The organism is Streptomyces sp. NPDC088910 (assembly GCF_044749865.1).
Lineage (GTDB): Bacteria > Actinomycetota > Actinomycetes > Streptomycetales > Streptomycetaceae > Actinacidiphila.
The window spans coordinates 333,746-359,235 of sequence record NZ_JBIVIV010000002.1 but is presented as its reverse complement, the minus strand read 5'-3'; the positions used below and the strand labels follow the sequence as shown (position 1 = coordinate 359,235).

At 72.2% G+C, this 25,490-nt stretch carries 20 protein-coding genes, 1 pseudogene and 1 riboswitch; of the genes and pseudogenes, 11 read left to right on the top strand and 10 right to left on the bottom strand.

Annotation, left to right across the window (positions count from 1 at the left end; translation table 11 throughout):
- Positions 1-100: 100 nt before the first annotated feature.
- Positions 101-3,397, bottom strand: coding sequence for a discoidin domain-containing protein (locus ACIP4Z_RS06120; protein ID WP_401305435.1), 3,297 nt, complete (start codon positions 3,395-3,397; stop codon positions 101-103).
- A gap of 624 nt (positions 3,398-4,021) precedes the next feature.
- Here ACIP4Z_RS06120 and ACIP4Z_RS06115 point away from each other — a divergent pair.
- Positions 4,022-5,077, top strand: coding sequence for a class I SAM-dependent methyltransferase (locus tag ACIP4Z_RS06115; RefSeq protein ID WP_401305433.1), 1,056 nt, complete (start codon positions 4,022-4,024; stop codon positions 5,075-5,077).
- Between the two features lie 196 nt (positions 5,078-5,273).
- Entirely contained in the window at positions 5,274-6,692 is a 1,419-nt protein-coding gene (locus ACIP4Z_RS06110; RefSeq protein WP_401306009.1) for a serine hydrolase domain-containing protein, read from the top strand.
- A 289-nt stretch (positions 6,693-6,981) separates the two neighbouring features.
- Here the strand turns inward: ACIP4Z_RS06110 and ACIP4Z_RS06105 are convergent.
- Positions 6,982-8,298, bottom strand: a pseudogene (locus ACIP4Z_RS06105) (MFS transporter); the annotation flags it as partial.
- A gap of 188 nt (positions 8,299-8,486) precedes the next feature.
- On the bottom strand, positions 8,487-8,948 hold the full coding sequence (locus tag ACIP4Z_RS06100; protein WP_355336767.1) for a MarR family winged helix-turn-helix transcriptional regulator: 462 nt from the start codon (positions 8,946-8,948) through the stop codon (positions 8,487-8,489).
- A 649-nt stretch (positions 8,949-9,597) separates the two neighbouring features.
- On the opposite strand from ACIP4Z_RS06100, the gene ACIP4Z_RS06095 reads away from it, so the two are divergent.
- Positions 9,598-10,776 (top strand): globin domain-containing protein, encoded by a 1,179-nt coding sequence (locus tag ACIP4Z_RS06095; RefSeq protein WP_401305431.1) that lies wholly within the window; start codon positions 9,598-9,600, stop codon positions 10,774-10,776.
- A gap of 30 nt (positions 10,777-10,806) precedes the next feature.
- Here ACIP4Z_RS06095 and ACIP4Z_RS06090 read toward each other — a convergent pair whose 3' ends face one another.
- From ACIP4Z_RS06090 to ACIP4Z_RS06080, 3 genes are all read right to left on the bottom strand, one after another.
- Positions 10,807-11,310, bottom strand: a complete 504-nt coding sequence (locus ACIP4Z_RS06090; RefSeq protein WP_355336765.1) for an NUDIX hydrolase — start codon at positions 11,308-11,310, stop codon at positions 10,807-10,809.
- A 261-nt stretch (positions 11,311-11,571) separates the two neighbouring features.
- Positions 11,572-12,678, bottom strand: a complete 1,107-nt coding sequence (locus ACIP4Z_RS06085) for a cystathionine gamma-lyase (RefSeq protein ID WP_401306006.1) — start codon at positions 12,676-12,678, stop codon at positions 11,572-11,574.
- Positions 12,679-12,869: 191 nt separating this feature from the next.
- Positions 12,870-13,247 carry a phage holin family protein gene (locus tag ACIP4Z_RS06080; protein WP_355336636.1) on the bottom strand — a complete coding sequence of 126 codons (378 nt, stop codon included), beginning with the start codon at positions 13,245-13,247 and terminating at the stop codon, positions 12,870-12,872.
- An 80-nt stretch (positions 13,248-13,327) separates the two neighbouring features.
- On the opposite strand from ACIP4Z_RS06080, the gene ACIP4Z_RS06075 reads away from it, so the two are divergent.
- Entirely contained in the window at positions 13,328-13,645 is a 318-nt protein-coding gene (locus ACIP4Z_RS06075) for a cupin domain-containing protein (RefSeq protein WP_355336635.1), read from the top strand.
- Between the two features lie 121 nt (positions 13,646-13,766).
- Positions 13,767-13,988, top strand: coding sequence for a DUF5326 family protein (locus ACIP4Z_RS06070; protein ID WP_355336634.1), 222 nt, complete (start codon positions 13,767-13,769; stop codon positions 13,986-13,988).
- Here ACIP4Z_RS06070 and ACIP4Z_RS06065 read toward each other — a convergent pair.
- Positions 13,945-15,330 (bottom strand): YibE/F family protein, encoded by a 1,386-nt coding sequence (locus ACIP4Z_RS06065; protein ID WP_401305428.1) that lies wholly within the window; start codon positions 15,328-15,330, stop codon positions 13,945-13,947. The genes ACIP4Z_RS06070 and ACIP4Z_RS06065 overlap by 44 nt on opposite strands.
- 60 nt (positions 15,331-15,390) lie before the next feature.
- Positions 15,391-15,536, top strand: a riboswitch (TPP riboswitch).
- On the opposite strand from ACIP4Z_RS06065, the gene thiC reads away from it, so the two are divergent.
- Positions 15,529-17,388, top strand: coding sequence for a phosphomethylpyrimidine synthase ThiC (thiC, locus tag ACIP4Z_RS06060; protein ID WP_401305426.1), 1,860 nt, complete (start codon positions 15,529-15,531; stop codon positions 17,386-17,388). It overlaps the preceding riboswitch by 8 nt.
- A gap of 58 nt (positions 17,389-17,446) precedes the next feature.
- Here thiC and ACIP4Z_RS06055 read toward each other — a convergent pair whose 3' ends face one another.
- Positions 17,447-18,700, bottom strand: a complete 1,254-nt coding sequence (locus tag ACIP4Z_RS06055) for a helix-turn-helix domain-containing protein (RefSeq protein ID WP_401305424.1) — start codon at positions 18,698-18,700, stop codon at positions 17,447-17,449.
- 183 nt (positions 18,701-18,883) lie between these two features.
- On the opposite strand from ACIP4Z_RS06055, the gene ACIP4Z_RS06050 reads away from it, so the two are divergent.
- From ACIP4Z_RS06050 to ACIP4Z_RS06030, 5 genes are all read left to right on the top strand, one after another.
- A complete protein-coding gene (locus ACIP4Z_RS06050) occupies positions 18,884-19,324 on the top strand; it encodes an ATP-binding protein (protein ID WP_401305422.1) in 441 nt (146 codons plus the stop codon).
- The gene (locus ACIP4Z_RS06045; protein WP_401305420.1) at positions 19,321-19,821 is read left to right on the top strand and encodes a hypothetical protein; all 501 of its coding nucleotides are present in this window, start codon (positions 19,321-19,323) and stop codon (positions 19,819-19,821) included. Before ACIP4Z_RS06050 ends, ACIP4Z_RS06045 begins: the two co-directional genes overlap by 4 nt.
- A 297-nt stretch (positions 19,822-20,118) precedes the next feature.
- The gene (locus ACIP4Z_RS06040) at positions 20,119-21,156 is read left to right on the top strand and encodes a LuxR C-terminal-related transcriptional regulator (protein WP_401305418.1); all 1,038 of its coding nucleotides are present in this window, start codon (positions 20,119-20,121) and stop codon (positions 21,154-21,156) included.
- A gap of 40 nt (positions 21,157-21,196) precedes the next feature.
- Positions 21,197-21,535: a hypothetical protein gene (locus ACIP4Z_RS06035; RefSeq protein WP_401305416.1), complete on the top strand. Its 339-nt coding sequence runs from the start codon at positions 21,197-21,199 to the stop codon at positions 21,533-21,535.
- Between the two features lie 270 nt (positions 21,536-21,805).
- Positions 21,806-22,798: a helix-turn-helix domain-containing protein gene (locus ACIP4Z_RS06030; RefSeq protein WP_401305414.1), complete on the top strand. Its 993-nt coding sequence runs from the start codon at positions 21,806-21,808 to the stop codon at positions 22,796-22,798.
- Here the strand turns inward: ACIP4Z_RS06030 and ACIP4Z_RS06025 are convergent.
- Together ACIP4Z_RS06025 and ACIP4Z_RS06020 are read right to left on the bottom strand one after the other, a co-directional pair.
- Complete coding sequence (locus tag ACIP4Z_RS06025) at positions 22,738-23,718, bottom strand: hypothetical protein (protein WP_401305412.1); 981 nt, start codon at positions 23,716-23,718, stop codon at positions 22,738-22,740. The genes ACIP4Z_RS06030 and ACIP4Z_RS06025 overlap by 61 nt on opposite strands.
- A 238-nt stretch (positions 23,719-23,956) precedes the next feature.
- On the bottom strand, positions 23,957-25,303 hold the full coding sequence (locus ACIP4Z_RS06020; RefSeq protein ID WP_401305410.1) for a metallophosphoesterase: 1,347 nt from the start codon (positions 25,301-25,303) through the stop codon (positions 23,957-23,959).
- Positions 25,304-25,490: the final 187 nt, after the last annotated feature.

The following is a 25,490-nucleotide window of genomic DNA, read 5'->3' as shown; positions in this document are numbered from 1 at the left end:
CTGCGGACGCAGGCGTGGTCGCCCTCGACCGCGCTGCTCACCCGGGAGGCCCCGGCCCCGGCGCCCCCGCGGGAGGGCACCGGAGCCGGAACCGAACCGGCTAGGTGGCCGTCCAGACGAACGTCACCGGCGCGGACGCCGCAGCCGAGGACGTACGGGCGGTGACCGTCACCGTGTACGTACCCCGCTCAGTGGCCGCGCCCGTGAACCGCCCCGCCGAGCTGAGCGAGATCCCCGGCGGGAGACCGGTCGCCGAGAAGGCCGTGCCGCTCGGGGCCCTCTGGTCCAGCGCCCAGTCCACCGCCGTGTGCAGCGGGCTGCTCATGCCGTGCGGATTGGGCACGGCGTACGAGGCGTCGCCGCCCCCCACCCGCGCCGCCGCGGCGTTCACCTGCGTCGGCACGCTGAGCGTGCCGCTCAGCGGGAGATTCCGCGACGAGTCCCCCACCAGGATCTGGTAGCTGCCCGCCGCCGTCGTCCACCCGTTGGTGCCGGTGTTCCAGTACGCCAGGTCGTGCGTGGACACCGTGAAGGTCAGCGTCTGCGACTGGCCCGGATTGAGCGTGACCCGCTGATAGCCGCGGAGCTGGTGGACCGGCTCGCCGGTGGAGGCCGGGTCGCCCACGTAGAGCTGCGCGACCTCGGTACCCGCCCGCGTCCCGGTGTTGGTCACCGTCGCGCGCACGGTGGCGTTCCCGCCGGACAGCGCGCCGACCTGGAGCCCGGAGAAGGAGAAGGTGGTGTACGACAGGCCGAAGCCGAACGGATACAGCGGCTCGATGTTCTGCGCGTCGTACCACTTGTAGCCGACCTTCAGCCCCTCGCTGTACTGCACCGTGCCGTTGGTCCCCGGCCACTGCGCCGGGGTGTGCGCGGGCACGTCCGCGAGCGACTTCGGGAAGGTGACGGGCAGCTTGCCGGACGGGTTGACGTCACCGAAGATCAGCGCCGCCATCGCCGTACCGATCTGCTGGCCCGGATAGAAGCCCTCGAAGACGCCCGCGACCTGGTTCAGCCACGGCATGTTGATCGCCGAGCTGTTGTTGAGCACCACGATGGTGTGCGGATTGGCCGCCGCCACCTGGGCGATCATGTCGTTCTGGTTGGTCTGGGCGTTGCCGACCGGCGGCAGGTCGAGCGTGGTGGTGTCGTGCTCCTCGTTGCCGTAGTTGTCGCTGGCGAAGACGATCGCGACATCGGAGGAGCGGGCCAGCGTGACCGCCGACGCGAGATTCGACGCGTCGTTGTACTGCACGGTGGTGCCGGTGCCCGCGACCCGGTTCTGGATGCCGGTGATCGGCCAGACCGTGCCGGAACTGGTCACCGTCGCACTGCCGCCGCCGATGGACTGCACGCCCGCGCCGCCGTCCCAGCCGATCACCGCGATCGAGTGGGTGGTGGCGGTGGACAGCGGCAGGATGCCGTTGTTCTTGAGCAGTACGGTGCCCTCCTCCGCGCCCTGGAGCGCGGTCGCCACATGCGCCGGGGTGGTGACGACGGCGTCCCGCGAACCGCTGGGCGCCTTGTCGAAGAGACCGAAGGCGAAGAACTGCGTCAGCAGCCTGCTCACCATCGTGTCCAGCGTGGCCTGGCTGACCGTCCCGTTGGCGACCGCCTGCGCGAGGAAGTCCGCGTAGAAGTAGCCGTTCGGCATCTCCACCGTCAGACCGGCGTTGGCGGACTCGACGGTGGAGTGCGCGCCGCCCCAGTCGCTGGTGATGAAGCCGCCGAAGCCCGCCTGCTGGTAGAGCCCGACGTTCATCAGCGCCGGATTCTGGCAGGCCGGTACGGAGTTGACGACGCTGTACGCGCACATCGCCGCCGCCGGCGAGCCCTGCTGCACCGCCGCCTGGAACGCGGGCAGATACAGCTCCTGCATGGTCCGGTTGTCGACGACGACCGTCCCCGCCGGATTCTCGATGTTGTAGACGGCCACGTGCTTCATCTCGGCCATCACACCCTGGCTCTGGATGCCCCGGATGTCGGCCGCCGCCAGCCGCCCGTTGAGGTACGGGTCCTCGCTGAACGTCTCGAAGGCCCGGCCCCAGCGCGGGTCGCGCACGATGTTCAGCGTCGGGCCGAGCGCCACCTGCACACCCTTGCCCGCGAACTCCGCGCCGATCGCCGCGCCGTACTGCTGCTCCAGCGCGTCGTCCCACGTCGCCGCGGACGCGTTCGCCGACGGCATCTGCGTGACGCCGCCGAGGCCGTCACCGACACCGTGCGGCCCGTCCTGGAGGCCGATGTTCGGGATGCACAGCGACGGTACGCCGGTGATGTTGCCGATGTACGGCGTCGCGTTGTTGTTGCCGTGCAGGATCGAGACCTTCTGCGCGGTGGTCATCTGCGCCATGACCTGCTGGACGCGGGTGGCCACCGGAGCCGTGGAACCGACCCACGGGCAGTTGCCGTTGCCCCCGCTCGGCGGCGGGGAGGTCGTACTGCCACCGGGCGTCAGGATCGTGAACTCCCACAGCGAGTAGCCGTACTGCGTCGCCCGCTGCGTGCCGTACATCCGCACATAGCGGCCGGTCGCGTTGAACGACAGATTCTCGGTGCCACCGGCCCCGGTCGTCGTGGAATACGCGTTGTTCCACGTGGAACCATCGGTCGAGACCTGGATCTGATACGCCTTCGCGTACGCCGTCTCCCACGTCAACTGCGCGCCGCACAGCGTCTGCGACGAGCCGAGGTCGACCTGGACCCACTGCGGGTCGGAGGCCGCGCTGGACCAGCGGGTGCCCGCGTTGCCGTCGAAGGCGGCGGAGGCGGGGGTCCCGGCGTTCTCGGTCGAGGACGCGGTGGCGGGCCTGCCGAGCGCGGCGGTCGTGGTGCCGCAGGTCGCCGGGGGCGTACCGCCGCCGGAACCGCCGTAGACCTGGAACTCCCAGAGCGAGTAACCCCATTGGGTGGCGCGCTGGGTGCCGTACATCCGCACGTAGCGGCCGGTGCCGGTGACGCTGAGCGTCTGGATGCCGCCGGTGCCGGTGGTGGTGGAGTAGACGTCGGTCCAGGCGGTCGCGTTGTCCGAGACCTGGATCTTGAAGGCTTTGCCGTACGCCGTCTCCCAGTTGAGGACGACCTGCGTGATCGGCTGCGACGAGCCCAGGTCGACCTGGAGCCACTGCGGATCGGACGCGGCGCTGGACCAGCGGGTACCGGTGTCACCGTCCACGGCGGCGCTCGCGGCGAACGCGTCCTGGACGGATGACGCGGTCGTCGGCTTGCCCTGGGAGAGCAGGGTCGGCGTCGCCGCGTGCGAGGAGGTGGGCGCCAGGGACAGATACGCCGAGGCGATCAGCACCAGCGCCATCAGCAGGACGCCCTGCGGTGACCGTGCGAGAGGGAACCGGAAACGTTTACGGTGCGCGGAGAGCCCTCGTGGGGTGACCCTCATGTGTGCTCCTACGTGTCTACGTGTCGGATGACGGCTCGCGGAAGTCCGCGAGCACGGGCGCGAGAGGGTGAGAAACCGACAACGAGGGCACGTAGCGCCGTCCTTGCGGAGATCCGCGCGCGGCGAGCGCGCGGCCACGCACGTGACAAGCACGTGACAAGCACGCGGCCGGCGTGCGGCGAGGTGCGCCGCGTACGCGCGAGCCTCCGGTTGGGGGGTGGACGTCGGTGGTGCCCTGCTGCGGTGTGCGGCACCGACCCCGGTCTCGCGGCCACGATCGGCGTTCGTGCGCGGTGCGGCTGTGCGGAGGTGCGGTCGTGCGCGTGCGGAGGTGCGGAGGTGCGGTCGTACGCGTGCGGTTGGTACAGCGGTGCGGTCGTACGCGTGCGGCTGTGCGGCGGCCCGAGGGTGCTGTCCCGCCGCCTCGCCGGACGGCTGTGAGAGCGCTCTCTGGCCGACGTGATGTCTACGCCTGGCGAAAACCGCTGTCAAGGTTCCGCGCAGCCGTGACCGGACGGCGCCGCTTTCTTCAAGCGGGCCCAACGCGAGCCGGGGGCAACGGGGTTGCGAAGTACCGCCGTGGCGGGCACGGCCGGGCGCGGCGGCGAGTGGGATCGTAAGGGGATGGACGACAACGACGACGTCGGTGGTGGCGTGAGCGGAGACGGCCGGGACGGCGACGGGAGCGGGGCGGCCGGCGGCGACGAGGGCGGGACCGGCGGCGTCGGCCGGTTCAAGGTCGAGCTGGAGGGCGTACCGGAAACGCTGCTGTGGAATCTGTACAACCGGGCCGCCGAGGCCCGGCGGCCGGGGGCGCGGCTGCTGGACGACCCGCTCGCGGTGGAGCTGGTCGACCGTATCGACTACCCCTTCGAGCGGTTCGGCGGCTCGGGCATGGCGCAGTGGCACGCGCTGCGGGTGCGGTGCCTGGACGACGAGGTACGGCGCTTCGTCGCCGAACACCCCGACGGCACGGTGGTGGCGCTCGGCGAGGGCCTCGAAACGCAGTTCTGGCGGGTGGACAACGGCCGGGTGCGCTGGCTGACGGTGGATCTGCCGGAGACGGTCGAGGTCCGAGACGTTCTGCTTCCGGACGATCCGCCACGGCGCCGTTCGCTGGCCCGGTCGGCGCTGGACCTGGGCTGGATGGACGAGGTCGACGACTCCGAGGGCGTACTGGTCACCGCCCAGGGCCTGTTGATGTATCTGCCGCCGTCCGACGTGAAACGCCTGATCGCCGCCTGCGCGGAACGTTTCCCCGGCGGCTGGATGCTCTTCGACGCCCTCCCCCGGGGGATGGTCGCCCGCAGCCAGGCCCAGGCCGACGACCGGGCCCGGGCGGACGCCCAGGCGCGGGCCGAGGCGCGCAGGGACACGGACGCGGGCGGGACGGGGCCGGACGCGGGGACGGAGGCGAGCCCGGAGGCGGGCGGGAGCGCGGCGCGCCCCGGCTATCGCGCGCCGCGCTGGCTGTGGGGCATGGACGGCAAGGAGTACCGCAAGGTCGCGACCGCCTCGCCGCGCATCGCCGAGGTCCGCAGCCTGCGCCTGCCGCGCGGTCGCGGCCCGTACGCCATCGCGCCCGTCTCGCATCTGATCCCGCTGCTGCGCGGGATGCGGATGTCAATTGTGTCGCTCCGCTTCGGCACCGCCGATTACCGTAACGGCGACCGTCCGTAGGGGAGTCCAGGTCGGCCGGGCGCACGGATCCGGCCACCAGGACCGCCCCGGACCCCGTACCGAGACAAGAGGCGCGCGCCGAGTGACGACCGATTCCCAGCACCCACCGCAGTCCCCCGACCGGCCCCGGCCCGCGGCCCCCGCCCCGTACGCGCTGCCGACGCCCGGCCCCGCGCCCGCCGCGCCGGACGGTGAACTGCTGCCCGCCACCCGCCGCGCCCTGCTGCGCCGGATCGCGGTCGGCCAGGCCGAGGGCCGTACGCCGTCGATCGTCGGCGCGGTCGTACGGGACGGGCGGATGGTCTGGTTCGGCTCGCGCAGCATGATCGAGGGGCACGCGCCGGACGCCGACACGCAGTACCGGATCGGCTCGATCACGAAGACGTTCACGGCGGTGCTGGTGATGCGGCTGCGCGACGAGGGGCTGCTGGAGCTGACCGATCCGCTGGCGCGGCACCTGCCGGACCTGCCGGACGACGCGGAGGACGTGGCCGGTCTGACGATCGGCCAGCTCGTCACCCACACCTCCGGCCTGGCCTCCGAGACGCCGGGCCCCTGGTGGGAGCGGACCCCCGGCGACCTGCGGCCGGAACTGGCCGACATCCTCGGCCCGGCCCCCGTCAAACACCCGGCCGGACGGCGCTACCACTACTCCAACCCCGGATTCGCGCTGCTCGGCGCCCTGGTGGAGGCCAAACGCGGCGTGCCGTGGGCCGAGGCCCTGAAGGCCGAAGTGCTCGACCCGCTGGGCATGCCGCGTACGACGGCGCTGCCGCAGGCCCCGGCCGCCGGGGGCTTCGCCGTCCACCCGTGGGCGGACGTGATGCGGCCCGAGGTCGTACAGGACACCGGACTGATGGCGCCCGCGGGCCAACTGTGGTCGACGGCCCAGGACCTGGCGCGCTGGGCGGGCTTCCTCGCGGCCGGGCACCCGGACGTGCTGGCCGCGGCGACACTGGCCGAGATGCGCGCGCCCGCCGCGCCGCCGGACGCGGCCGACCCCGACTCGGGTTACGGCCTCGGGCTCCAGCTCACCCGGCACGGCGACCGCCCGCTCGCCGGTCATACGGGCTCGATGCCGGGCTTCCTGGCCACCGTGTGGGTGAGCGTCGCGGACGGCGTGGGCGCGCTCGCGATGGCCAACTCCACCTCGGGGCCCGCGATCGGCACCATCGCCGCCGACCTGCTGGCGATCACCGCCGACGCCGAGCCCGGCCTGCCCGCGCCCTGGCGGCCCGCCGACGCGCTCGACCCGGCGCTGCTCGACCTGGCGGGCCCCTGGTACTGGGGCACGTCCGGCTACAGCCTGCGCGTCCACGCCTCCGGCGACCTCGCGCTCGCGCCGCTGACCGGCCAGGGCCGCGGCGCGCGCTTCCGCGCGGAATCCGACGGCACCTGGACCGGCCTCGAGGGGTACTACGCGGGCGAGACGCTGCGGCCGGTGCGGCGCGCTGACGGCTCGGTCGGCCATCTCGACCTGGGGTCCTTCGTGTTCACACGCGTGCCGTACGACCCTTCGGCGCCGCTGCCGGGCGGCCCTGGCCCTGGCCCTGGTCCCGGTCCTGGCTCCGGTTCCGGTTCCGGTTCCGGGCAGGGGAACTGGCCGGTGCGCTGAGGCCGTTGGCCTCGGGAGTGCGGTCGGCGCCGTCCTGAGCGCTGTCCTGAGTGCCGTCCTGAGCGCTGTCCTGCGTGCCGTTCCGCGTGCTGTCCTTCGAGCCGTCCGAGGACGGGGGCCTGAGCAGGACGGCGGCGACCGCGGCGCCGAGGGCCAGCAGTCCGGCGGCGACCACGAAGGCCAGGTGGTAGCCGCTGGTCAGGGCGGCCGGTACGGAGTGGCCCGCGGCGAGCTTCCGGTCGGTGCGGGCGGCGGCCAGGGCGGCGAGTACGGAGAGGCCGAGCGCGCCGCCGATCTGCTGGGCGGTGTTGAAGACGCCGGACAGCAGCCCGGAGTCTGCGGGGGTCGCCTCCGACATGCCCAGCGTCATCAGGGAGGGCATGGCCAGGCCGAAGCCGACGCCGAAGACCAGGATCGCCGGGAGGATGTCGGCGGGGTACGAGGCGTGCGCGGAGGGGGCCCTCGCCAGGATGAGGAAGCCGCCCGCGAAGAGCAGCAGGCTGGGCAGCAGGACGGCGCGCTGGCCGAAGCGGGCGCCGAGCCGGGCGGACAGCAGCAGGGACATCACGCCGATCATCGCGCCGGTCGGCGCCAGCGCGAGCCCGATCCGCACCGGGCCGTAGCCGAGCACCTGCTGGAGGTAGAGGCTGGTCATGAACTGGAAGCCGAAGCCGCCCGCGACCATCAGCGCCAGCACCACGTTCGCGCCCGAGACGATCCGGGAGCGGAAGATCCGCAACGGCATCAACGGCTCGGCCGCCTTGGTCTGACGGATCAGGAACCCGGCCAGCAACAGGGCGGACAGCGCCGCGAGTCCTGCGGTGGCGGGGGACGTCCAGCCCCGGCCGGTGGTCCCGACGATGGTGTAGACGCCCAGCATCAGCGCGGCGGTGACCAGGACGGCACCCGGCGCGTCGACCCCGGGACGCGCGCTTCCGGCGCGGGGCTCAAGGGGTTCACCACGGGGCTCGCGGGACTCACCATTGGGCTCTCGGGACTCGCGGGGCTCGCGTACGGCGGCCGGGCGGTCGTCGGGCAGCAGGCGCAGGCTGAGCAGGGCGGCGGCCGAGCCGATGGGGAGGTTGACGAAGAAGATCCAGTGCCAGTTGATGGCCTGGGTGAGGATGCCGCCCACGAGCAGGCCGAGGACGCCGCCCGCGGACTGCACGAAGCTGTAGACGCCCATGGCGCGGGCCCGGCCGCGGGCGTCGGGGTAGAGCACGATGACCATGCCGAGGCTGACGGCCGAGACCATCGCACCGGCCGCGCCCTGGACGAAGCGGGCCGCGATCAGCAGCCCCGCGGAGTCCGCGAACCCGCACAGCAGCGAGGCGACGGTGAACGCCGCCAGGCCGGTGACCAGGATTCTGCGGCGGCCGAACAGGTCGCCGAGGCGGCCGGCGAGCAGCAGCAGCCCGGCGAAGGCGATGAGGTAGGCGTTGACCACCCAGGCGAGGCTCGACTGCGAAAAGCCCAGGTCGCGGCGGATGGACGGCAGCGCCACATTCACGATCGTGCCGTCGAGGATGATCATCAGGGTGCCCGCGCTGAGCACCGCGAGAGCCGCGCCGCGCGACGATCCGGCGGCATGGGGACGGAGTGGCATGAGGTCGCCTCCTGGCGAAAGGGATACCAGGAGCGACCGTAGCAGATGGTTTTGTTGAAGACTATCTCTTACGGGCTTACCTTGCGGGCGCGTGCCCGGCGGTGGAGCGGTGCGGTGTGCTGCGGTGCGGTGTGCTGCGGTGCGGGGTGCTGCGGTGCGGGGTCGGGGGCGGACCGCGGCGGAGCGGGCTACTTGCGGGACTGGCGCGGGCGGCGCACTCCCTGGCCGCCGTCCGGTGCGCCCGCGGGGGTCGCGAGATGGCCGTTGACCAGCCGGTTCAGCGCGGAGACAAAGGCGGTGCGCTCGCTCTCCGGCAGCGCGCCGAGCACGTCCTCGTGCACGTGGTCGACGATCTCCTGGCCCTCGGCCACGACCTTCTCGCCCGCCGGGGTCACCTTGATGATCCGCGCGCGCCGGTCGGTCGCCGACGGCACCCGCTCGGCCAGCCCCGCCCGCTCCAACTGGTCGACGGTGACGACCATCGTGGTCTTGTCCAGGTCGGACAGCTCGGCGAGCTGCGCCTGGGTCCGCTCGGCCTCCAGCGCGTGCGCCAGCACGCAGTGGGCGCGCGGCGACATGCCGATCTCCGCGAGCGCCGCCGACATCTGGGTGGCCAGTACGTGGGCGGTGTGCTGGAGCAGGTACGACATGTCGGCGGTCCGCGCCGACAGGGGGACGTGCGCTGCGGTGGTCGCGGCCTCTGCGGTCGCTGCTGTCTCTGCGGTCATGCGTCGAGACTAGCAAAATAGGTCCGCTACGGGACGATCCCGTAGCGGACCTATCGCGGACGGCGGACGGGACCCCGTGGAGACCTGGAGACACGGACTCCGGGGACGGCGCGGCGGATAGTACGCGAAACCGTTTCTCCAGTGGTGACGCTTCGCGCTATTCGTCCGGTGCCCTCACGCAGCGTGGCACGCTCACACGGCACCGCAGGCGAGCTGAGCGAAGGATCGACCACCGGGAGTTCGGGGCCACGTGATCATGGATGCCAAGACCACCGACCCGGCCTCACCGGCGTCTCCGCAGCCCAGGGGGCGGCGCCGCAAGATCGCGCAGCCCCGGCAGGAGCCCGCCGCACCCATGACGCGGCCCGCCGCCGCGCAGCGGCAGGAGCCGGGACCAGCGCCGGAACCCGAGCCGGAGCCGCGCGCTTCGGCGCCGACCGAGCCGTCCGCGTACACACCGGCGTCGATACCGGCGTCGGCGTTCACGGCCGCACCCGCATCCGCATCCGCACCGGCACCGGCACCAGCACCCGCACCGGCACCCGCGTTCGTACCGCCTCCCGTACCGCGGATGCCCGGACCCGAGACGCCCGCGTCCCCGGCGGCCTCCCCGGCCGGGTCCCCGTCGCCCGACGCGCTCCTCATCCGCCGCACCATGGAGGAGATCGGGCCGGTCGCGGACCGGACGGTCTCGTACTTCTACGCGCTCCTCTTCATCCACCACCCCGAGCTGCGCGACCTGTTCCCCGCCGCGATGGACGCGCAGCGCGACCGGCTGGTCAAGGCGCTGCTGACGGCGGCCGAGCACATCGACGACCCGGCGGCGCTCGGCGACTACCTGTCGCACCTGGGCCGGGGGCACCGCAAGTACGGCACCCGCGCCGAGCACTACCCGGCGGTCGGCGAGGCGCTGCTCGGCGCGCTCGCCCGGTACGCGTCGGCGGTGTGGGGCCCGGAGACCGAGGCCGCGTGGGTCCGCGCGTACGCCGCGATCTCGCAGACGATGATCGACGCGGCGGCCGAGGACGAACGGCACGCGCCGCCCTGGTGGCAGGCCGAGATCGTCAGCCACGAGCTGCGGACCCCCGACGTCGCGGTGGTCACCGTACGGCCCGACCAGCCGTACGCCTTCCTCGCCGGGCAGTACACGATGGTGGAGACCCCGTGGTGGCCGCGGATCTGGCGGAACTACTCCTTCGCCGCCGCGCCCCGCGACGACGGCCTGCTGACCTTCCACATCCGCGCGGTCCCGGCGGGCTGGGTCAGCAACGCGCTGGTCGGCAGGGCCCGCCCCGGTGACGTCGTGCGGCTCGGGCCGCCCTCCGGTTCGATGGTGGCCGACCACGCCTCGGACGACGGCATGCTCTGCCTCGGCGGCGGCACCGGCATAGCGCCGATCAAGGCGCTGGTGGAGGACGTCGCCCGGCACGGGCGGCGGCGCCCGGTCGAGGTCTTCTACGGCGCCCGCCGCACCAGTGACCTCTACGACCTCAACACGATGCTGCGCATGCAGCGCGAGCACTCCTGGCTGTCGGTCCGCACCGTCGTCGCCGACACCCCCAGCGACGCGCTGTCCGGGCCGCTGCCGGACGCCGTACGCGCGCACGGGCCGTGGGAGGCGTACGACGCGTATCTGTCGGGGCCGCCCGGGATGATCCGCAGCAGCGTGGACACGCTGGTGCGGATCGGGATGCCGTCGCACCGGATACGGCACGACCTCGTGCAGGAACTGGTCGCGGCGGGGGACTGACGCGACCGGCCGCCGGTCCCCTCACGGATGTCAGCCGAGGTCGGGGCCGAGCAGGCCCAGCACCCCTTCGATGTTCGCGTCCAGGTAGTGCCGCAGGGTCAGCGGCACGATGTCGACCGAGGCCAGGCCCATGCGGCTGAAGGGCACGCGCACGATCTCGTACTCCCCGCAGGGCTCGTCGATCTCCGGGCCGTGCCGCTGGTCGAGGTCCATGGACTCCAGGCGGCAGGCGAAGAAGTACTGCACCTTCACGCCGTGCGAGCCGTCGTCCGCGATGTGCTCGACGGTGTCGACGAAGGCGGGCACCACATCGGTGACCTTGGCGCCCAGCTCCTCGTCGACCTCGCGGTGCATGGCCGCGACCACGCTCGCGTCGTCGTCCTCGACCCCGCCGCCCGGCGTGAGCCAGTACGGGGCGAGGCCGGGCTTGGTGCGCTTGATCAGTACGAGCCGGTCGCCGTCGAGAACGATGGCGCGGGCCGTGCGCTTCACCACCGGCCGGGTGGTGGGGCCGTCATGCGTGTCCGGGGGCATGGTGGACATCTGCCGCAGTGCGCGCGGCGGCAAACTTGCCGCACCGCACAATTCCCGGCGCCGCCCCGGCGAATCGGAGCGCACCCCTCCGCCGCCGTGCCACCGCCGTGCCGCCGTGCGCCCGCGCGCCCTCACCCGTACGAAGACGCGCCTGAGCGCGCGGACGACCACGCGCTCACCCGTACGAAGACGCGCCTCGCCCCCCGGCGCCCGCGCCTTCACCCGTACGAAGACGCGCCTCGTCCCCCGGGGCCCGCGCGCTCACCCTGACGAAGACGCCGCTTCGTCCAGCGCGCGCAGCACATCGGCCACGATGTCCTCGGGGTCCTCGACACCCACCGAGAAGCGGACGAAGCCGGGCGGTACGGCGTCGCCGCCCCACCGTCCGCGGCGCTCCGCGGTGCTCTGGACGCTGCCGAAGCTGGTCGCCTCTGAGGTGAGGCGCAGTGCGGCCAGGAAGCGTTCGGCGTGGGCGCGGTCGGGGAGGGTGAAGGAGACGACGCCGCCGAAGCGCCGCATCTGGGTGGCGGCCACGGCGTGCGCGGGGTCGGACGGCAGGCCCGGGTGACGTACGTCCGTCACCTCGGCGCGGTTCAGCAGCTCACTCGCGAGGGTGAGCGCGTTCGCGGACTGCCGGTCCACGCGCAGGGCGAGCGTCGCCAGCGAACGGTGGGCGAGCCACGCCTCCATCGGCCCCGGAATGGCGCCGACCGTCTTGCGCCACTGCCTCACGCTCGCGTTCAGCCCGGCGTCGCGCGTGGTGACGTAGCCCATCAGCAGGTCACCGTGCCCGTTGAGCGCCTTCGTGCCGCTGGCCACGGAGAAGTCCGCGCCCAGGGCGAGCGGGCGCTGCCCGAGCGGCCCCGCGAGGGTGTTGTCGACGGCGACCAGCGCGCCCGCCGCGTGCGCGGCGTCCGACAGCCGGCGGATGTCGCACACGTCCAGGCCCGGATTCGACGGCGTCTCCAGCCACAGCAGCCGCGCGCCCTCCAGCGCCGCGAGCTGCCCGTCGCCGACGGTCGGCGCGAGCCGTACCGTCACGCCGTACGACTCCAGGCGCTCCCGCAGCGAGCGCGTCGCCTGGTAGCTGTCGGACGGCAGCACCACGGTGTCGCCCGCCCGCACCTGGGAGAACAGCACGGCGGCGACCGCGCCCATGCCGGAGGCGAAGGCGAGCGTCGCGGCGGCCGGGTCGCCGGGGCACTCCAGCTCCGAGACGGCCGCCTCCAGCCGCTCCCAGGTCGGATTCTCGTCCCGGCCGTACGTGTACGGGCCGCTGGCCTCGCCCGGCAGGTGGTAGTGCGAGACGAAGACCGGGCCGGGGAGCGAGGGTTCGTACGCGGTCGCCGGGGGCCGTCCCGCGTGCACGCTGCGGGTGCTGTCGCCAGCGGCCTCCGGCCGGGCGGCCTGATGCCGTTCGGCCGCCCGCTGTGCCGCTTCGTGTCCCGCGGCCCCCTGGTCGGTCCCCCGCCCGGTCTCCTGGTCGGCCCCCAGCTCGGTCTCGCGCCCGGCCCCTTGTGCCGCCCCCTGCTCGGTCCCCTTCTCAGGGTGGTGACTGGTCACTCGTCGTCCGGAAGGACGACGGCCAGCGCCCAGGAGACGATGCTGATGATCAGACCGCCGAGCACCGCGGTCCAGAAGCCGTGGACGTGGAAGTCGAGGCTGAGTTTGTCGGCCAGCCAGGAGGTCAGGAGCAGCATCAGGGCGTTCACCACCAGGGTGATCAGCCCGAGGGTGAGGATGAACAGCGGGAAGGACAGAACCTTCACGACCGGCTTCACGAGCCAGTTGACGACGCCGAAGACCAGGGCGACGAGGATGAGGGTGAGGACCTTGTGCCAGGTGCTGTCCCCGGTGAGCGTGATGTCCTTGAGCAGCCAGACGGCGACCGCGAGGGCACCGGCGTTCGCCAAGGTCTTGACGATGAAATTCTTCATGGTGTGATCGTCGCAGACCTGATCACCCAAGCAAGAGACCGGACAAGTACCGGACGGAGTCCGGACAAGGGGAGTACGCGATGAAGGTGTTCCGGCTGGACGACCTGGACGCGGAGCGGGCCGCCAACGAGGGGGCGTATCTCCGTTTCCTGCGCGAACGCACCATGTCGGCCGGGCTCTACGCGCTCAAGGCCGGGGAGAACGACCCCCAGCAGCCGCACGCCCAGGACGAGATCTACCTGGTGGTCAGCGGCCGGGCGGCGATCACCGTGGGGGAGGAGACGACCACCGTGGGTCGCGGCAGCGTCGTCTACGTACCGGCCGGGACCCCGCACCGCTTCCACCACATCACCGAGGACCTCAGGGTCATGGTGGTCTTCTCACCCCCGGAGCCCTAAGGGTGCGTTCAGGGTCGTATCCGGCCTCCTGGCCCTCCGCCGGAGGCATCGGTGGCCCTACAGTCGAAGTATCGGCGGAACACCGCCAGGACCCGAGAAGGAGAAGGAGACCGAGGACATCATGGAGAAGCTGCTGAAGGGCCTGCCGTGGTGGGTGAAGTGGGTGGCCATCCCGGTCATCGCGCTGATCGTCTTCGGCTCGCTGATCGCCAGCCTGGTGAGCATCGTCTTCGGACTGCTCTTCAAGGTGATCGTGTTCGTGGTCCTGGTCGGGGCGCTGGTGCTGGTCGTCAAGCGGGTCACCGGCGGCGGTGGCTCCTCCGGGTCGGGGCGGGACTGGTAGGTCCGGCGGGGCCGGTCGCGCCCTTGCCGCCGTTGTCGTCACCGTTCTTGCCGCCGCTCCTCTCGTGCCGGTCGGCGCTGACCACCAGCGCCGCCAGGGCCGTGGTCAGCGGCACCGAGGCGACCAGGCCGATGCTGCCCACCAGGGTGCGGACGATCTCCTCCGCCACCAGTTCGCTGCTGGCCACCCGCAGGACGCCGCTGCGCGCGATCGAGAAGAGCAGCAGCAGCGGCAGCGCGGCGCCCGCGTACGCCATCACCAAGGTGTTGACCACCGAGGCGATGTGGTCGCGGCCGATCCGCATACCGGCGCCGTAGAGTTTGCGCCAATTCGCGCCGGGATCGGCGTCCTTCAGCTCCCACACCGCCGAGGTCTGGGTGACGGTGACGTCGTCGAGCACGCCGAGCGAGCCGATGATGACTCCCGCGAGCAGGACGCCCTTGATCTCGATGCCGGGATAGAGGCTGTGGATCACGCCCGTCTCGTCCGAGGTGTTGCCGGTCAGCCGCGCCCAGTCGATGAAGACCGAGCCCAGGACGCCGATCAGCAGCAGTGAGCAGAGCGTGCCGAGGACGGCCACCGAGGTGCGGGCGTTGACGCCGTGGCACATGTACAGCGCGATGAGCATGATGGCGCTGCCGCCGACCACCGCCACCAGCAGCGGATTGTCGCCGCGGAGGATGGCCGGAAGGATGAAGAGGGTCAAGATCCCGAACGAGACGATCAGTGCGATCAGGGCCATCAGACCGCGCAGCCGTCCGACGACGATCACCGCGACCGCGAAGATCCCGGCGAGCAGCGCGAGCGGGAAGCCGCGGTCCACGTCGGTGACCGAATAGCGCAGCCCGGCGGGGGCGTTGGGCGCGTACGCGAGGACCACGCCCTCGCCCTTGGTGTAGCGGCGGGACTGGTCGGGGTGCACGATCTCGGTGAAGGTCGTCCCCTTGTCGGGCCCCGACTCGACCTCGATGGTGGCCTTCTGGCAGGTGTCGCTCGCGGCCGACGACGACTGGCCCGGGTTCTCCGCCTTGCAGGACACGTCGACCAGTCGCACCACCTTGCCCTGCCGGGTCTGCTGGTCGAAGCCGACGCCGCTGCGGGCGTGTTGGGGCGCGCCGCCCGGCCACAGCACGATCAGGCCGACGACGACGGCGGCGGCGAAGGGGACCAGGATCGCGGCGATGACCTTGCGCAGGTGCTGGGAGACCGGCGGCACGGGGCCGTGACCGTGGCCATGACTGTGGCTGTGTCCGTGACTGTGCCCGTGGCTCGCGCCGGGGCCGGGGCCAGGGCCGTGGCCGGGTCCGGGGCCGGGACTTGGGCTCTGCGGGGGCTCTTCCACGGGCTGATCATCGCAAGATCCCTGGTGCCTGTCCTCGCCGAACCGCTACCGTGGGGGCACCTTTGCAAACGCGGGAGCTCGGAGCACCGGGCTGAGAGGGCGCTGAACCTGTTGCCGGCACGGCATGACCGCCGGGACGAACGCTGCGCCGACCGCTGAACCTGTTACCGGGTAATGCCGGCGTAGGGAGTGGGTCTCATGACCATGCAGGACGCGCACACGCCTGAATCCAACGGGGACGAATCCGCCCGTACGGAGTCAGTCGGCTCGAACCGTACGGAAGCGGCCGGCTCGAACCGTACCGAAGTGGACGGTCCCGTACGGGACATCGGCTGGCACAAGTCGTACGTCGTCGGATCGCGGCCGGACCTGCGGGTGCCGGTCCGGCAGGTGCACCTCACCAATGGGGACGCCGTGACGCTGTACGACACGTCGGGCCCGTACACCGATCCGTCCGTGGAGACGGACGTCCGGCGCGGGCTCGCCCCGCTCCGGGAGCACTGGATCATCGCGCGCGGCGACACCGAGGAGTACCCGGGACGGCCGGTCCGCCCCGAGGACGACGGCCTCAAGCACACCTCGCCGCGCGGCGGGCTCCGCAATCTCGACGCGGTCTTCCCCGGCCGCCCCCGGCTCCCCCGCCGAGGCCGTACCGGGACGCCGGTCACCCAACTCGCCTACGCCAGGCGGGGCGAGATCACGCCGGAGATGGAGTACGTCGCGCTGCGCGAGAACGTCCCGTCCGAGATCGTCCGGGACGAGATCGCCGCGGGGAGGGCCGTACTGCCCGCCAACATCAACCACCCGGAGATCGAGCCGATGATCATCGGCAAGCGGTTCCTGGTGAAGGTCAACGCCAACATCGGCAATTCGGCGGTCACTTCCTCCATCGAGGAGGAGGTCGACAAGATGACCTGGGCCACCCGCTGGGGCGCCGACACGGTCATGGACCTGTCCACCGGCCGCAACATCCACACCACCCGCGAGTGGGTGCTGCGCAACTCCCCCGTCCCCATCGGCACCGTCCCGCTCTACCAGGCGCTGGAGAAGGTCGACGGCCGCGCGGAGGAGCTGAGTTGGGACGTCTACCGCGACACCGTCATCGAACAGGCCGAGCAGGGCGTCGACTACATGACGGTGCACGCGGGCGTGCTGCTCCGCTACGTCCCGCTGACCGCCCGCCGCAAGACCGGCATCGTCTCGCGCGGCGGCTCGATCATGGCCGCGTGGTGCCTGGCGCACCACCAGGAGAGCTTCCTCTACACGCACTTCGAGGAGCTGTGCGAGATCCTGGCCGCGTACGACGTCACGTACTCGCTCGGCGACGGCCTGCGCCCCGGCTCCATCGCGGACGCCAACGACGAGGCGCAGTTCGCCGAACTGCGCACCCTCGGCGAGCTGAACACCATCGCCAAGCGGCACCAGGTGCAGACGATGATCGAGGGCCCCGGGCACGTGCCCATGCACAAGATCAAGGAGAACATCGACCTCCAGCAGGAGATCTGCGAAGAGGCCCCGTTCTACACGCTCGGCCCGCTCACCACCGACATCGCCCCCGCCTACGACCACATCACCTCCGGCATCGGCGCCGCGATGATCGCCTGGTGGGGCACCGCGATGCTCTGCTACGTCACCCCCAAGGAACACCTCGGGCTGCCCGACCGCGACGACGTCAAGACCGGTGTGATCACCTACAAGATCGCCGCCCACGCCGCCGACCTCGCCAAGGGGCACGAAGGCGCCCAGGCGTGGGACGACGCCCTGTCCGACGCGCGCTTCGAATTCCGCTGGGAAGACCAGTTCAACCTCGCCCTCGACCCCGCCACCGCCCGCGCCTTCCACGACGAGACGCTCCCCGCCGAGCCCGCCAAGACCGCCCACTTCTGCTCCATGTGCGGCCCGAAATTCTGCTCGATGAAGATCTCCCACGACATCCGCCGCGACCACGGCGGCCCAGTAGCCCCCGCCTCCGCCTCCGAGGCCGAGCTGGGCATGGCCCAGAAATCCCGCGAATTCGCCGCCGCCGGCAACCGCGTCTACCTGCCGCTGGCGGACTGACACCCGAGGGCCCCGGCACCCCGGTGCCGGGGCCCTCACCGGGTGGATGTGGTGTTGATCAGTCGTTGTCTTTGAGAACGGTCGCCAGCTGACGGCCCTCCTTCGCTCCTCGCCGCATGAGGACGGCGGCGGTGGTGTGGAGTTCGTTCCATGAGTGCGGGCGGCCGATGTCGGAGGCGTCCGGGACGCTCGCCAGGGCCACAGTGGCGGCGCGCGCTGATTCGCCCGATGCGGCGAGGGCGTGGGCGAGGCACGTGCGATACCAGGTCTTGTCGCGCCGATACTCGTCCGGTAGGGCGTCGAGTCCGGCTGTCAGGTGGTCAACGGCCGATTGCCAGTCGTGCAGGTGCATGGCCGCCATGCCGCGTTGCAGGGTGAACCAGGTCTCGCCGTAGAAGTACATCCAGACCGGCTCGTCCTCCGGGTGGGCGGAGGCTCGGGTGATGATGTCCTGGGCTTCGTCCAGCAGGCGGTGGGCGTCGTCGGCTTCGCCGTTGAGGGCGTGCCCTCGCGCCGCCATCTGCGTGGCCATCCCCTGTACGCCGAGCGAGGTGCCAGGAGCCGACCAGCGCGAGGCTTCGGCGAGTTTGACGCATCGCGTGCCACGGCCCCTCGACCAGGCCATGTGGGCCTTCATGTTGAGGGTCGTGGCCGCCATGTTGGCGTCCCCGGCTTCCAACGCCCATTCGTGGGAGCGGTCGTACCAGGCCAACGCCGTGGCCGCATCGTCCTGGTCCTGCGCCATCCACGCGAGGAACTGGGCGTGTTCGGCAGCGAGCCGTACGACACGGTCGGCCAGCGGGCCACGGGCGCCCGCGTACAAGTCGACGACTGTGCGCAGTTGGTGACGCATGACATCGACGAGCGGGCGTGATCCGATCTCGTCCTCGGCCCTGCGGTGTTCGGCCAGCAGCCGGTCGAGCCAGTCGAGGGTGGGCGCGTCCACCCGGCGCGAGGTCTCGACAACACTGGTGACCCGTACCAACAGGTCCTCGTCCGGTGCGATCCCGGGCAGGGCCAGGCCCGATACGGGCGCCTCGGGCGACTGCCGGTGTTTCGTAGGGGAGTTGAGGGAAGCGGGGATACCCAAGCCGTCCACGATGCGCTGGCGTACTTCGGCCGAGGTCACGCGGCGATTTCCGCGCTCGATGTCGGAGACATCGGGTTGGACGAGTCCGACGCGTTCGCCGAGCTTGGTCTGGCTCAGGCCGGTGAGCTTTCGGTACGTACGGAAGACGGCGCCCCAGTCCTCACTGGTGACCGCCGCCGCTAATTGCGGGTGGGACCACAAGATCCCGGGAGTATCCCCCATACCTCAAATATAGGACGACCCCATAGGGACGTGGGATGGGTTCAGCAGGCTCTCGCCGCAAGGGTTTTGAGGGTGAGATCCGCGCGACCGGGTGAACGATCCGGTGGTGTGGCCGACCTGACGAGAGCGGGCTGACATGCGCGAGTTCATCCACCGCCATTGCGGACGTACGGGGGCTGTGCGGTGAGGACGGGAGTGCTGGAGGGGCGTCCTTCGGTCGCGGTGCATCGGTGGCGCCGCGACCCCCGCAACGTGGCCAAGGCGCGGCATGCGCTGCTGGGTCACATGGGTGAGTGGGGCATGACCGGACTGGCGGACACCGCCGTACTTGTCCTGTCGGAGTTGTTCACCAATGCCGTGCGGCACGCGCGGGGGCCGCAGGACCGGCTGGTCGAGACCCGGTACGAGCGGCTGACGGACGGCGCGCTGCGGATCGAGGTGCATGACGCCAACAGCGTCCGGCCCGAAGCCCGGGAGCCGTCCGTGGACGCCGAATCCGGGCGCGGCCTGGCCCTGGTCGACGTACTGACCGCCGGACGCTGGGGAGTGAGTGAACGCTTAGGCGTCGGGAAACTCGTCTGGGCCGTGTGCGCCGACGACACCGCTGACGAGGTGCCCCGGTGAGCCTGCGGGAAGCACTGCGGCTACGGGCACGGGAACCGTCGTACGAGGCGGGCGACCCGTGCGAGGACTGCGGCAACGCCCTCGTGCTGTGCGTTCAGTGCGGTGAGGACGTGCGCTGTCCGAACTGCGTTCCGTACGAACGGCCCTCGGCACGGGACGAGGCCCTGCGCGCCACGGTTCGGCTGGTGCGGGACCATCCCGAGGCGGGACTGCTGGCCGGGGCGCTGGCCTGTTCGCCGCCCGCCATGCTCGGCTGGGTCGGTATGACGTTCGTCGCACCCGGCCTGCTGCGCACCGGGGGCGCTCTGGCAGGGGCCGTCGCGTGCGGTGCCTTTCTCGCCATGGGCGTGACGGCGGGCGGGTTGCCGCTTGCCGGGGAGGTTCCCACCTGCCGGATCAACCGCACGACAGCGCCGTACGACCGCTGGTCGTGGACCGGAGCCGGGGCGGTGGCGGTCCAGATCGTCCTGGTGTCCCTCGGCGTCGCGGCCGCCTGAGGCCGCCCCGATCCCTGACGGCCGCTTCGGGCACCGGCCACGCACTAGCCTGAAGCCGAAGGCCCCGGCGCGATATGTCGGGGCCCTCGGCTTGTGTACGGCCGCTTCCGCGTGCGTACGGGAGGCCGGCGGAGGCGGCTCCGGCCTTGCGGCGCAGCTTGCGGCGGGCCCCCTGGCGCTGCTCGGCGAACAGCACGAGGGGCACCTCGTGAAGACCTGGTGGACGGGCTGTTGGGGGAAAAGGGGGGTGGGGGAGAATCGGGCGGGTCGGGTGGTGGGTGGGGAAGAGGGCAGGGGATGGGGCAGGCGAGGGGTGAGGGGCGGGATATCGAGTCCGCCGTCGTGATCTATACGGCGGTGGCGAACGGCGGTGGGGCTCCGTACGCGGGGCTGGCAGGGCTGGTGGGGCTGGACGAGGGGCGGCTGGAGTCGGGGCTGCGGACCTTGAAGGGCATGGGGCTGGTCCGGCTGGTGGAGGGGCGGGTCGAGACCGTCGACCCGGACGCCGCGCTGGCGGTGGCGATGGACACGTATCTGGGCACGGCCGCGGCGCAGTTGCGGAACGCGGCGGAGCTCAGCGAGACGACGCAGGCGCTGCTGACGGTGTTCCGGCCCGCGGCGGCACGGCTCCAGGAGCAGGTGGTCGTCCAGAACTTCGAGGACCTGGAGACCCGGCTGAGCGCGCTGGCCGACATCGACGCCACCGCGCGGGAGTCCGTGGACTCGCTGCACCCGGGCCCGATGCCGCAGGACATGGCGGTGCTGGAGCACTCCCTGGCCGGGGACGCGGCGATGGTACGGCGCGGGGTGCGGGTCCGCGCCCTGTACCCGCGCTCGCTGCTCCAGATCCCGAAGTACAGCAAGTATCTGAACGACCTGACCGACGTGGGCGTCGGCGTCCGGCTGATCGACCACGGCCCGCACGACCTGCTGGTGGTGGACCGGCACACCGTCGTCCTGCCGGGCGTCCCGCACGTACGGTCGTCGATGACGCTGGTGCGCGGCGCGGTGCTGGCCCGCTCGTACGTCTCGGTCTACGAGGACTACTGGCTGCGGGCGAAGCTGATGCCGCACATGGCGCGCGGCGGCCAAGCCACCCCCGCCCCCGACAGCGACGACGACCCCGCCGCCGCCACGGACTTCACCGACCAGGAGCGGACCATCATCCGGCTGATGGCCAACGGCTACAGTGACGACCGCATCGCCAGGACGCTGGGCGTCGCCCGGCGCACCGTGCAGCGCGTGATGACCAAGCTGATGGAACGGCTCCAGGTCTCCAGCCGCTTCGAGGTCGGCCTGAAGCTGGCCCGGCTGCTCGACCCGGACGACCTCTGACCCGGCCGCACCGTCCCCCCGCGGGCCGCAAAGTACGGGCGTGCGCCGCCACCGTCCATCCACCGCATCCGGGACGCCCACCGCACCCGGGACACCCACCGCATCCGCGCGACCACCGCATCCGCGCGACCACCGCATCCGGGACGACCACCGCATCCGGGACGACCACCGCATCCGGGACGACCACCGCATCCGGGACGACCACCGCATCCGGGACGACCACCGCATCCGGGACGCCCACCGCACCCGGGACACCCACCGCACCCGGGACACCCACCGCACCCGGGACACCCACCGCATCCGAGACGCCCACCGCACCCGGGACACCCGCCGCACCCGGGACGCCCACCGCACCCGCGTGACCACCGCATCCGCGTGACCACCGCATCCGCGTGACCACCCCGCGTGACCACCCCACCGTACTGGTGAACCACCCCACCACCCCACCGCCCCACCACCCCACCACCCCACCACCCCACCACCGAAGTGTGTCGCACTTGGGACAGTGCCCGATGTGGACAAGGCGATTCCGGCGGCTCGCGAGCATCCCCGCTTAGCATGAGCGGGGGCGCGAAATCGCAGGCCGCGGACGCCGGGTGACCCCTCACCCCCAAGGACGCGGCAGCCGAGAAGATCCGGGGGACAAGCCATGGACCGTCGTTCCGACGAGGACCCACCGCTGATCCAGGAGTTCCTGCGTGAGGCCCGCAGAAATTTCGTGGGCGAACCCGAGCCCATCACGGGCCACAACGGTTACCGCCCGCCGGGCCTGAGCCAGCACGCGGTGGCCCAGCGCCTGGGCATATCACCGCGCCTCTACCAGGACTGGGAGGGCTGCGGACGCCCCATCCCCGCCCACCGCCTCGACAGCCTCGCCAACGCGCTGCGGCTGGACTCGCGCAAGCGCGACGAGCTGTGGTTCATCGTCACCGGCGGCTACCCGCCGCGCGGCCCGGCGGAACCCGACCCCGAGGCCGTCACCGGCTGGACGTCGTACCTCCACGCGCTCCAGGTCCCCGCACTCACCGTGGACGGCGCCTGGCGGATTCTGGAGACCAACCAGGCGTGGCGCCAGCTCTTCGAGCCCGCGGGCCAGCCGCCGCCCGCAAATCTGCTGCGCTTCGTGCTCTTCGCGCCGTACGCGCGGCAGTTGTGCGCCGAGTGGCGGACCGGCTGGGCGACGGCGTTCCTGCGCCAGCTCCGGCTCCAGGCGCAGACCGCGCACCACCAGCCGCAGACCGGGCCCGACCAGGAGCTGCTCCGCGTCATCGCCGAACTGCGCGAGGACCCCGAACTGGCCCGGCTGTGGCAGACGGAGAGCGAGTCCACCCGGGTCGCGCTGCACCACGACGGCCAGGTACGGCTGCTGCGGCCACCGGCCGGCGGTTACGTCCAGCGGGTGCGCATGCTCGTGTCGTCCCCGGCGCACGATCCCCGGCGCCGAGTGCTGATGTTCATGCCCGCCGTGACGGCGCCCGGCCTGGCGGGGCCCGCCGGGACAGCACCCGGTACGACGGCGTCCGCGACGACGGCGCCCGGTACGGCGGGCCCCGCCGTCCCGACGCTGCGCAGGACCGGCCCCTACTCGGGCGTGTTGTCGGGGCCGCCGAAGTCCGGGCTGGTGAAGTCGGGACTGCTGTAGCGCGGACCGGAGAAGCGCGGCGCGGCGGGCGGCAGCGGCGCGGCCGGGTCGGGCGCCGGACTGCTGAAGTCCGGGCGGGAGTAGCCCAGTCGCGGCATGCGGCTGAGGTCCTGCCCGGTGGCGGGGCCGGGCACCGGGCTCACCGCCGGGCCGTGCGGCGGCTCGTGGGCGCTGGTCGGGGCGAGCGCCGCGCCGGCCGCCGCGTCCTCCAGGAAGGGCAGCATCCCGCGCTCCAGCAGCGCCCGGTACCAGGCGTCGCGCGCGTCGGCGACCTCCGGCGGCAGCGCGTCGGGCGAGTCGTGTATGGCGGAGGAGCCGTCGCGCAGCGCCGTGAGCAGCAGTCCGACCGCGCCGAGCAGTATCGACGCGGCGGTGACGGCGGCGAACAGCCAGCCCGCGGTGCGCAGCGGCGACGCGATGGCGGGCTCGGGGGCCATCGCGCGCAGCGCGTAACCGATCAGCAGGAAGATCACGGCGGCGGCGCCCGCGAGCAGCGGCGTCAGGACGGCGAGGACGGCGATCAGGCCCGCGCCGGAGCCCGCGCCCTCCGCGACGCCCATCGCCGCGTAGCCGAAGGACCGGTTGTCGCGGGCGCGCGCCGACTCGCGGGCGGCCTCCCGCGACGCCTCCCGGACGCCGCGGTACGTCTCGTACTCGGCGGTCGCCGCGTCGGCGATGAGTTCGGCCGCGCCGAGCGCCAGGGTGCGCAACTGCTCGCTGTTCAGGGCGGAGTGACCGTTGGAGTGGTTCGTCCGCCGCGAGGCGGGGCGGCTCTCCGCCACGTCCCCGCCGTCCGGCCCGAGGGCCCGCTCACGGTCGGGTCCGTGATCCCGCAGGACCGTGCGCAGCGCCTCGTCCAGCGCGCGTTCAAAGTCCGGGCGGTCTTCGGTGAGCAGGTGTGGAGCGCTGGTCATGTGCATCCCCCGATGCTCCGACTCCCCGAGCGCGGCCGGTGTTCCCCGAGGGGAACCGGCCCGGTCGGCCGAGTACGCGGAGAGCGGCGTGCCTACGGATACAGCGATGGTAGAGCGGGGAGGCGAGACCGTGACAGGGTGCAACCAGGAAATCTGACGGCGCGAAATGTGCCGGACACCGACACGCCACCCCAAAGACGCCGCGCGAGACGCCCGGCCCGCCGCGCGGAGCGCGACGGACCCGCTAACCCACCAGCGGCAGTTGGGCGACCAGCAGCCGTCCGTCCATCGTGACGCCGCCGTCCATCGCCACCGCCAGATTCTCCGCGTAGACCATCGGTCCGTTGACGGTGTGCACCCGCTCCTCGCCGTCGGCCGGATATTCGCCGCCGACCTCGCCGAGCAGGTACGGGATCGGGCTGTGCCCGTGCACGACGCGGTTGCCCCCGTAGGTGCCGAGCAGTTCGCGGGCGGCCCGCGGCCCGCCGTCGCCGCGGAAGGCGAACCGCTTGGTGAGCTTGCGGAACAGGTCCCAGCACTCGTCGGCGTCGCCCCGTTGGAGCACGCCGGTGACCGTGTCGTTCATCTCCTCGACGCTGCTGCCGTAGTCCAGATACGCGGTGGTGTCGGAGTGCACCAGCAGGTGGCCGTCGGTGACGTGGGCCGCGTCCAGCCGGGACATCCAGGTCAGATGGCGGTCCTCGAGACGGTCCATGTCGGTCGGCTGGCCGCCGTTGAGCCGCCAGGCGGCGAGGAAGGAGGCGGTGCCGCCGGTGGAGTTGACGGGGGTGTCGCCGAACCGGTGCGCGCCGAGCAGCAGCAGTTCGTGATTGCCCATCAGGGCACGGCAGTAGCCGCCCGCCGCCGCGGCCTCCGCCGAGAGCTGCATGACCAGTTCGATGACGCCGATGCCGTCGGGGCCGCGGTCGGTGAAGTCGCCGAGGAACCACAGCCGGGCGCTGCCCGCCGCCCAGTGGCCCTCCTCGTCGACCAGGCCGCACTCGCCGAGCGCCGCCAGCAACTCGTCCAGATAGCCGTGCACATCGCCGACCACGTACAGCGGTCCCGGCCGGTCGCCCGCCGCGCCGTCCGCGGTGATCACCGGCAGGTCGTGGGCGGTCGGCGTGTACTCCGCGGGGACCAGGGGCGCGTCGGGTCGCGTCGGCTCGTACGCGGCGGGCCGCTGTGCGGGCGGCGCGCTGTCGTACGCGGGCGGCACCGGTGGTACGGCGGCGCGGGCCGGTTCGTACGCCGGTGCCACACCCGCCCCGCCGGTGGTCGCCGACGGCACGGGCGGTACGGGCGCGGCGGCCGGGACCGCCGGTGCCGTGCCGGCCGGAGCCGGAGCCGAATCGATCAGCATGGGAGCCGGTTCCGTCGGAGCCGGAGCCGGAGCCGGAGCCGCGGCCCCGCCGTACCCGCCGGACGTCTCCCCGTAGCCGCCGCGCGGCTCGAATCCGACCGTCGGCTCAAACGCCGGAGCCGTGCCGAAACCGGCCGTCGGCTCGTGCCCGGACACGTACGCGGACGCCTCGGGACGCCAGCCTTCCGAAGTCCCGGGCTCGGGTCCCTGACCTGCCCCCTGAGTCATCGACCCCTCCACGATCGCGCCGCCATCCGCCCATCATAGGAATGACGCTGTCGCGTTGTGACATACCCAGGCACCTGGTTTTCGCAGGGCGCAGACAAACCATCCCTTAGCTCCCTCGTACGCCCGCACGATTCGTCTTCCGGCCGTCGGCGGGGGCTCGGTCACCCGTTCGGCCGATCACTCGCGG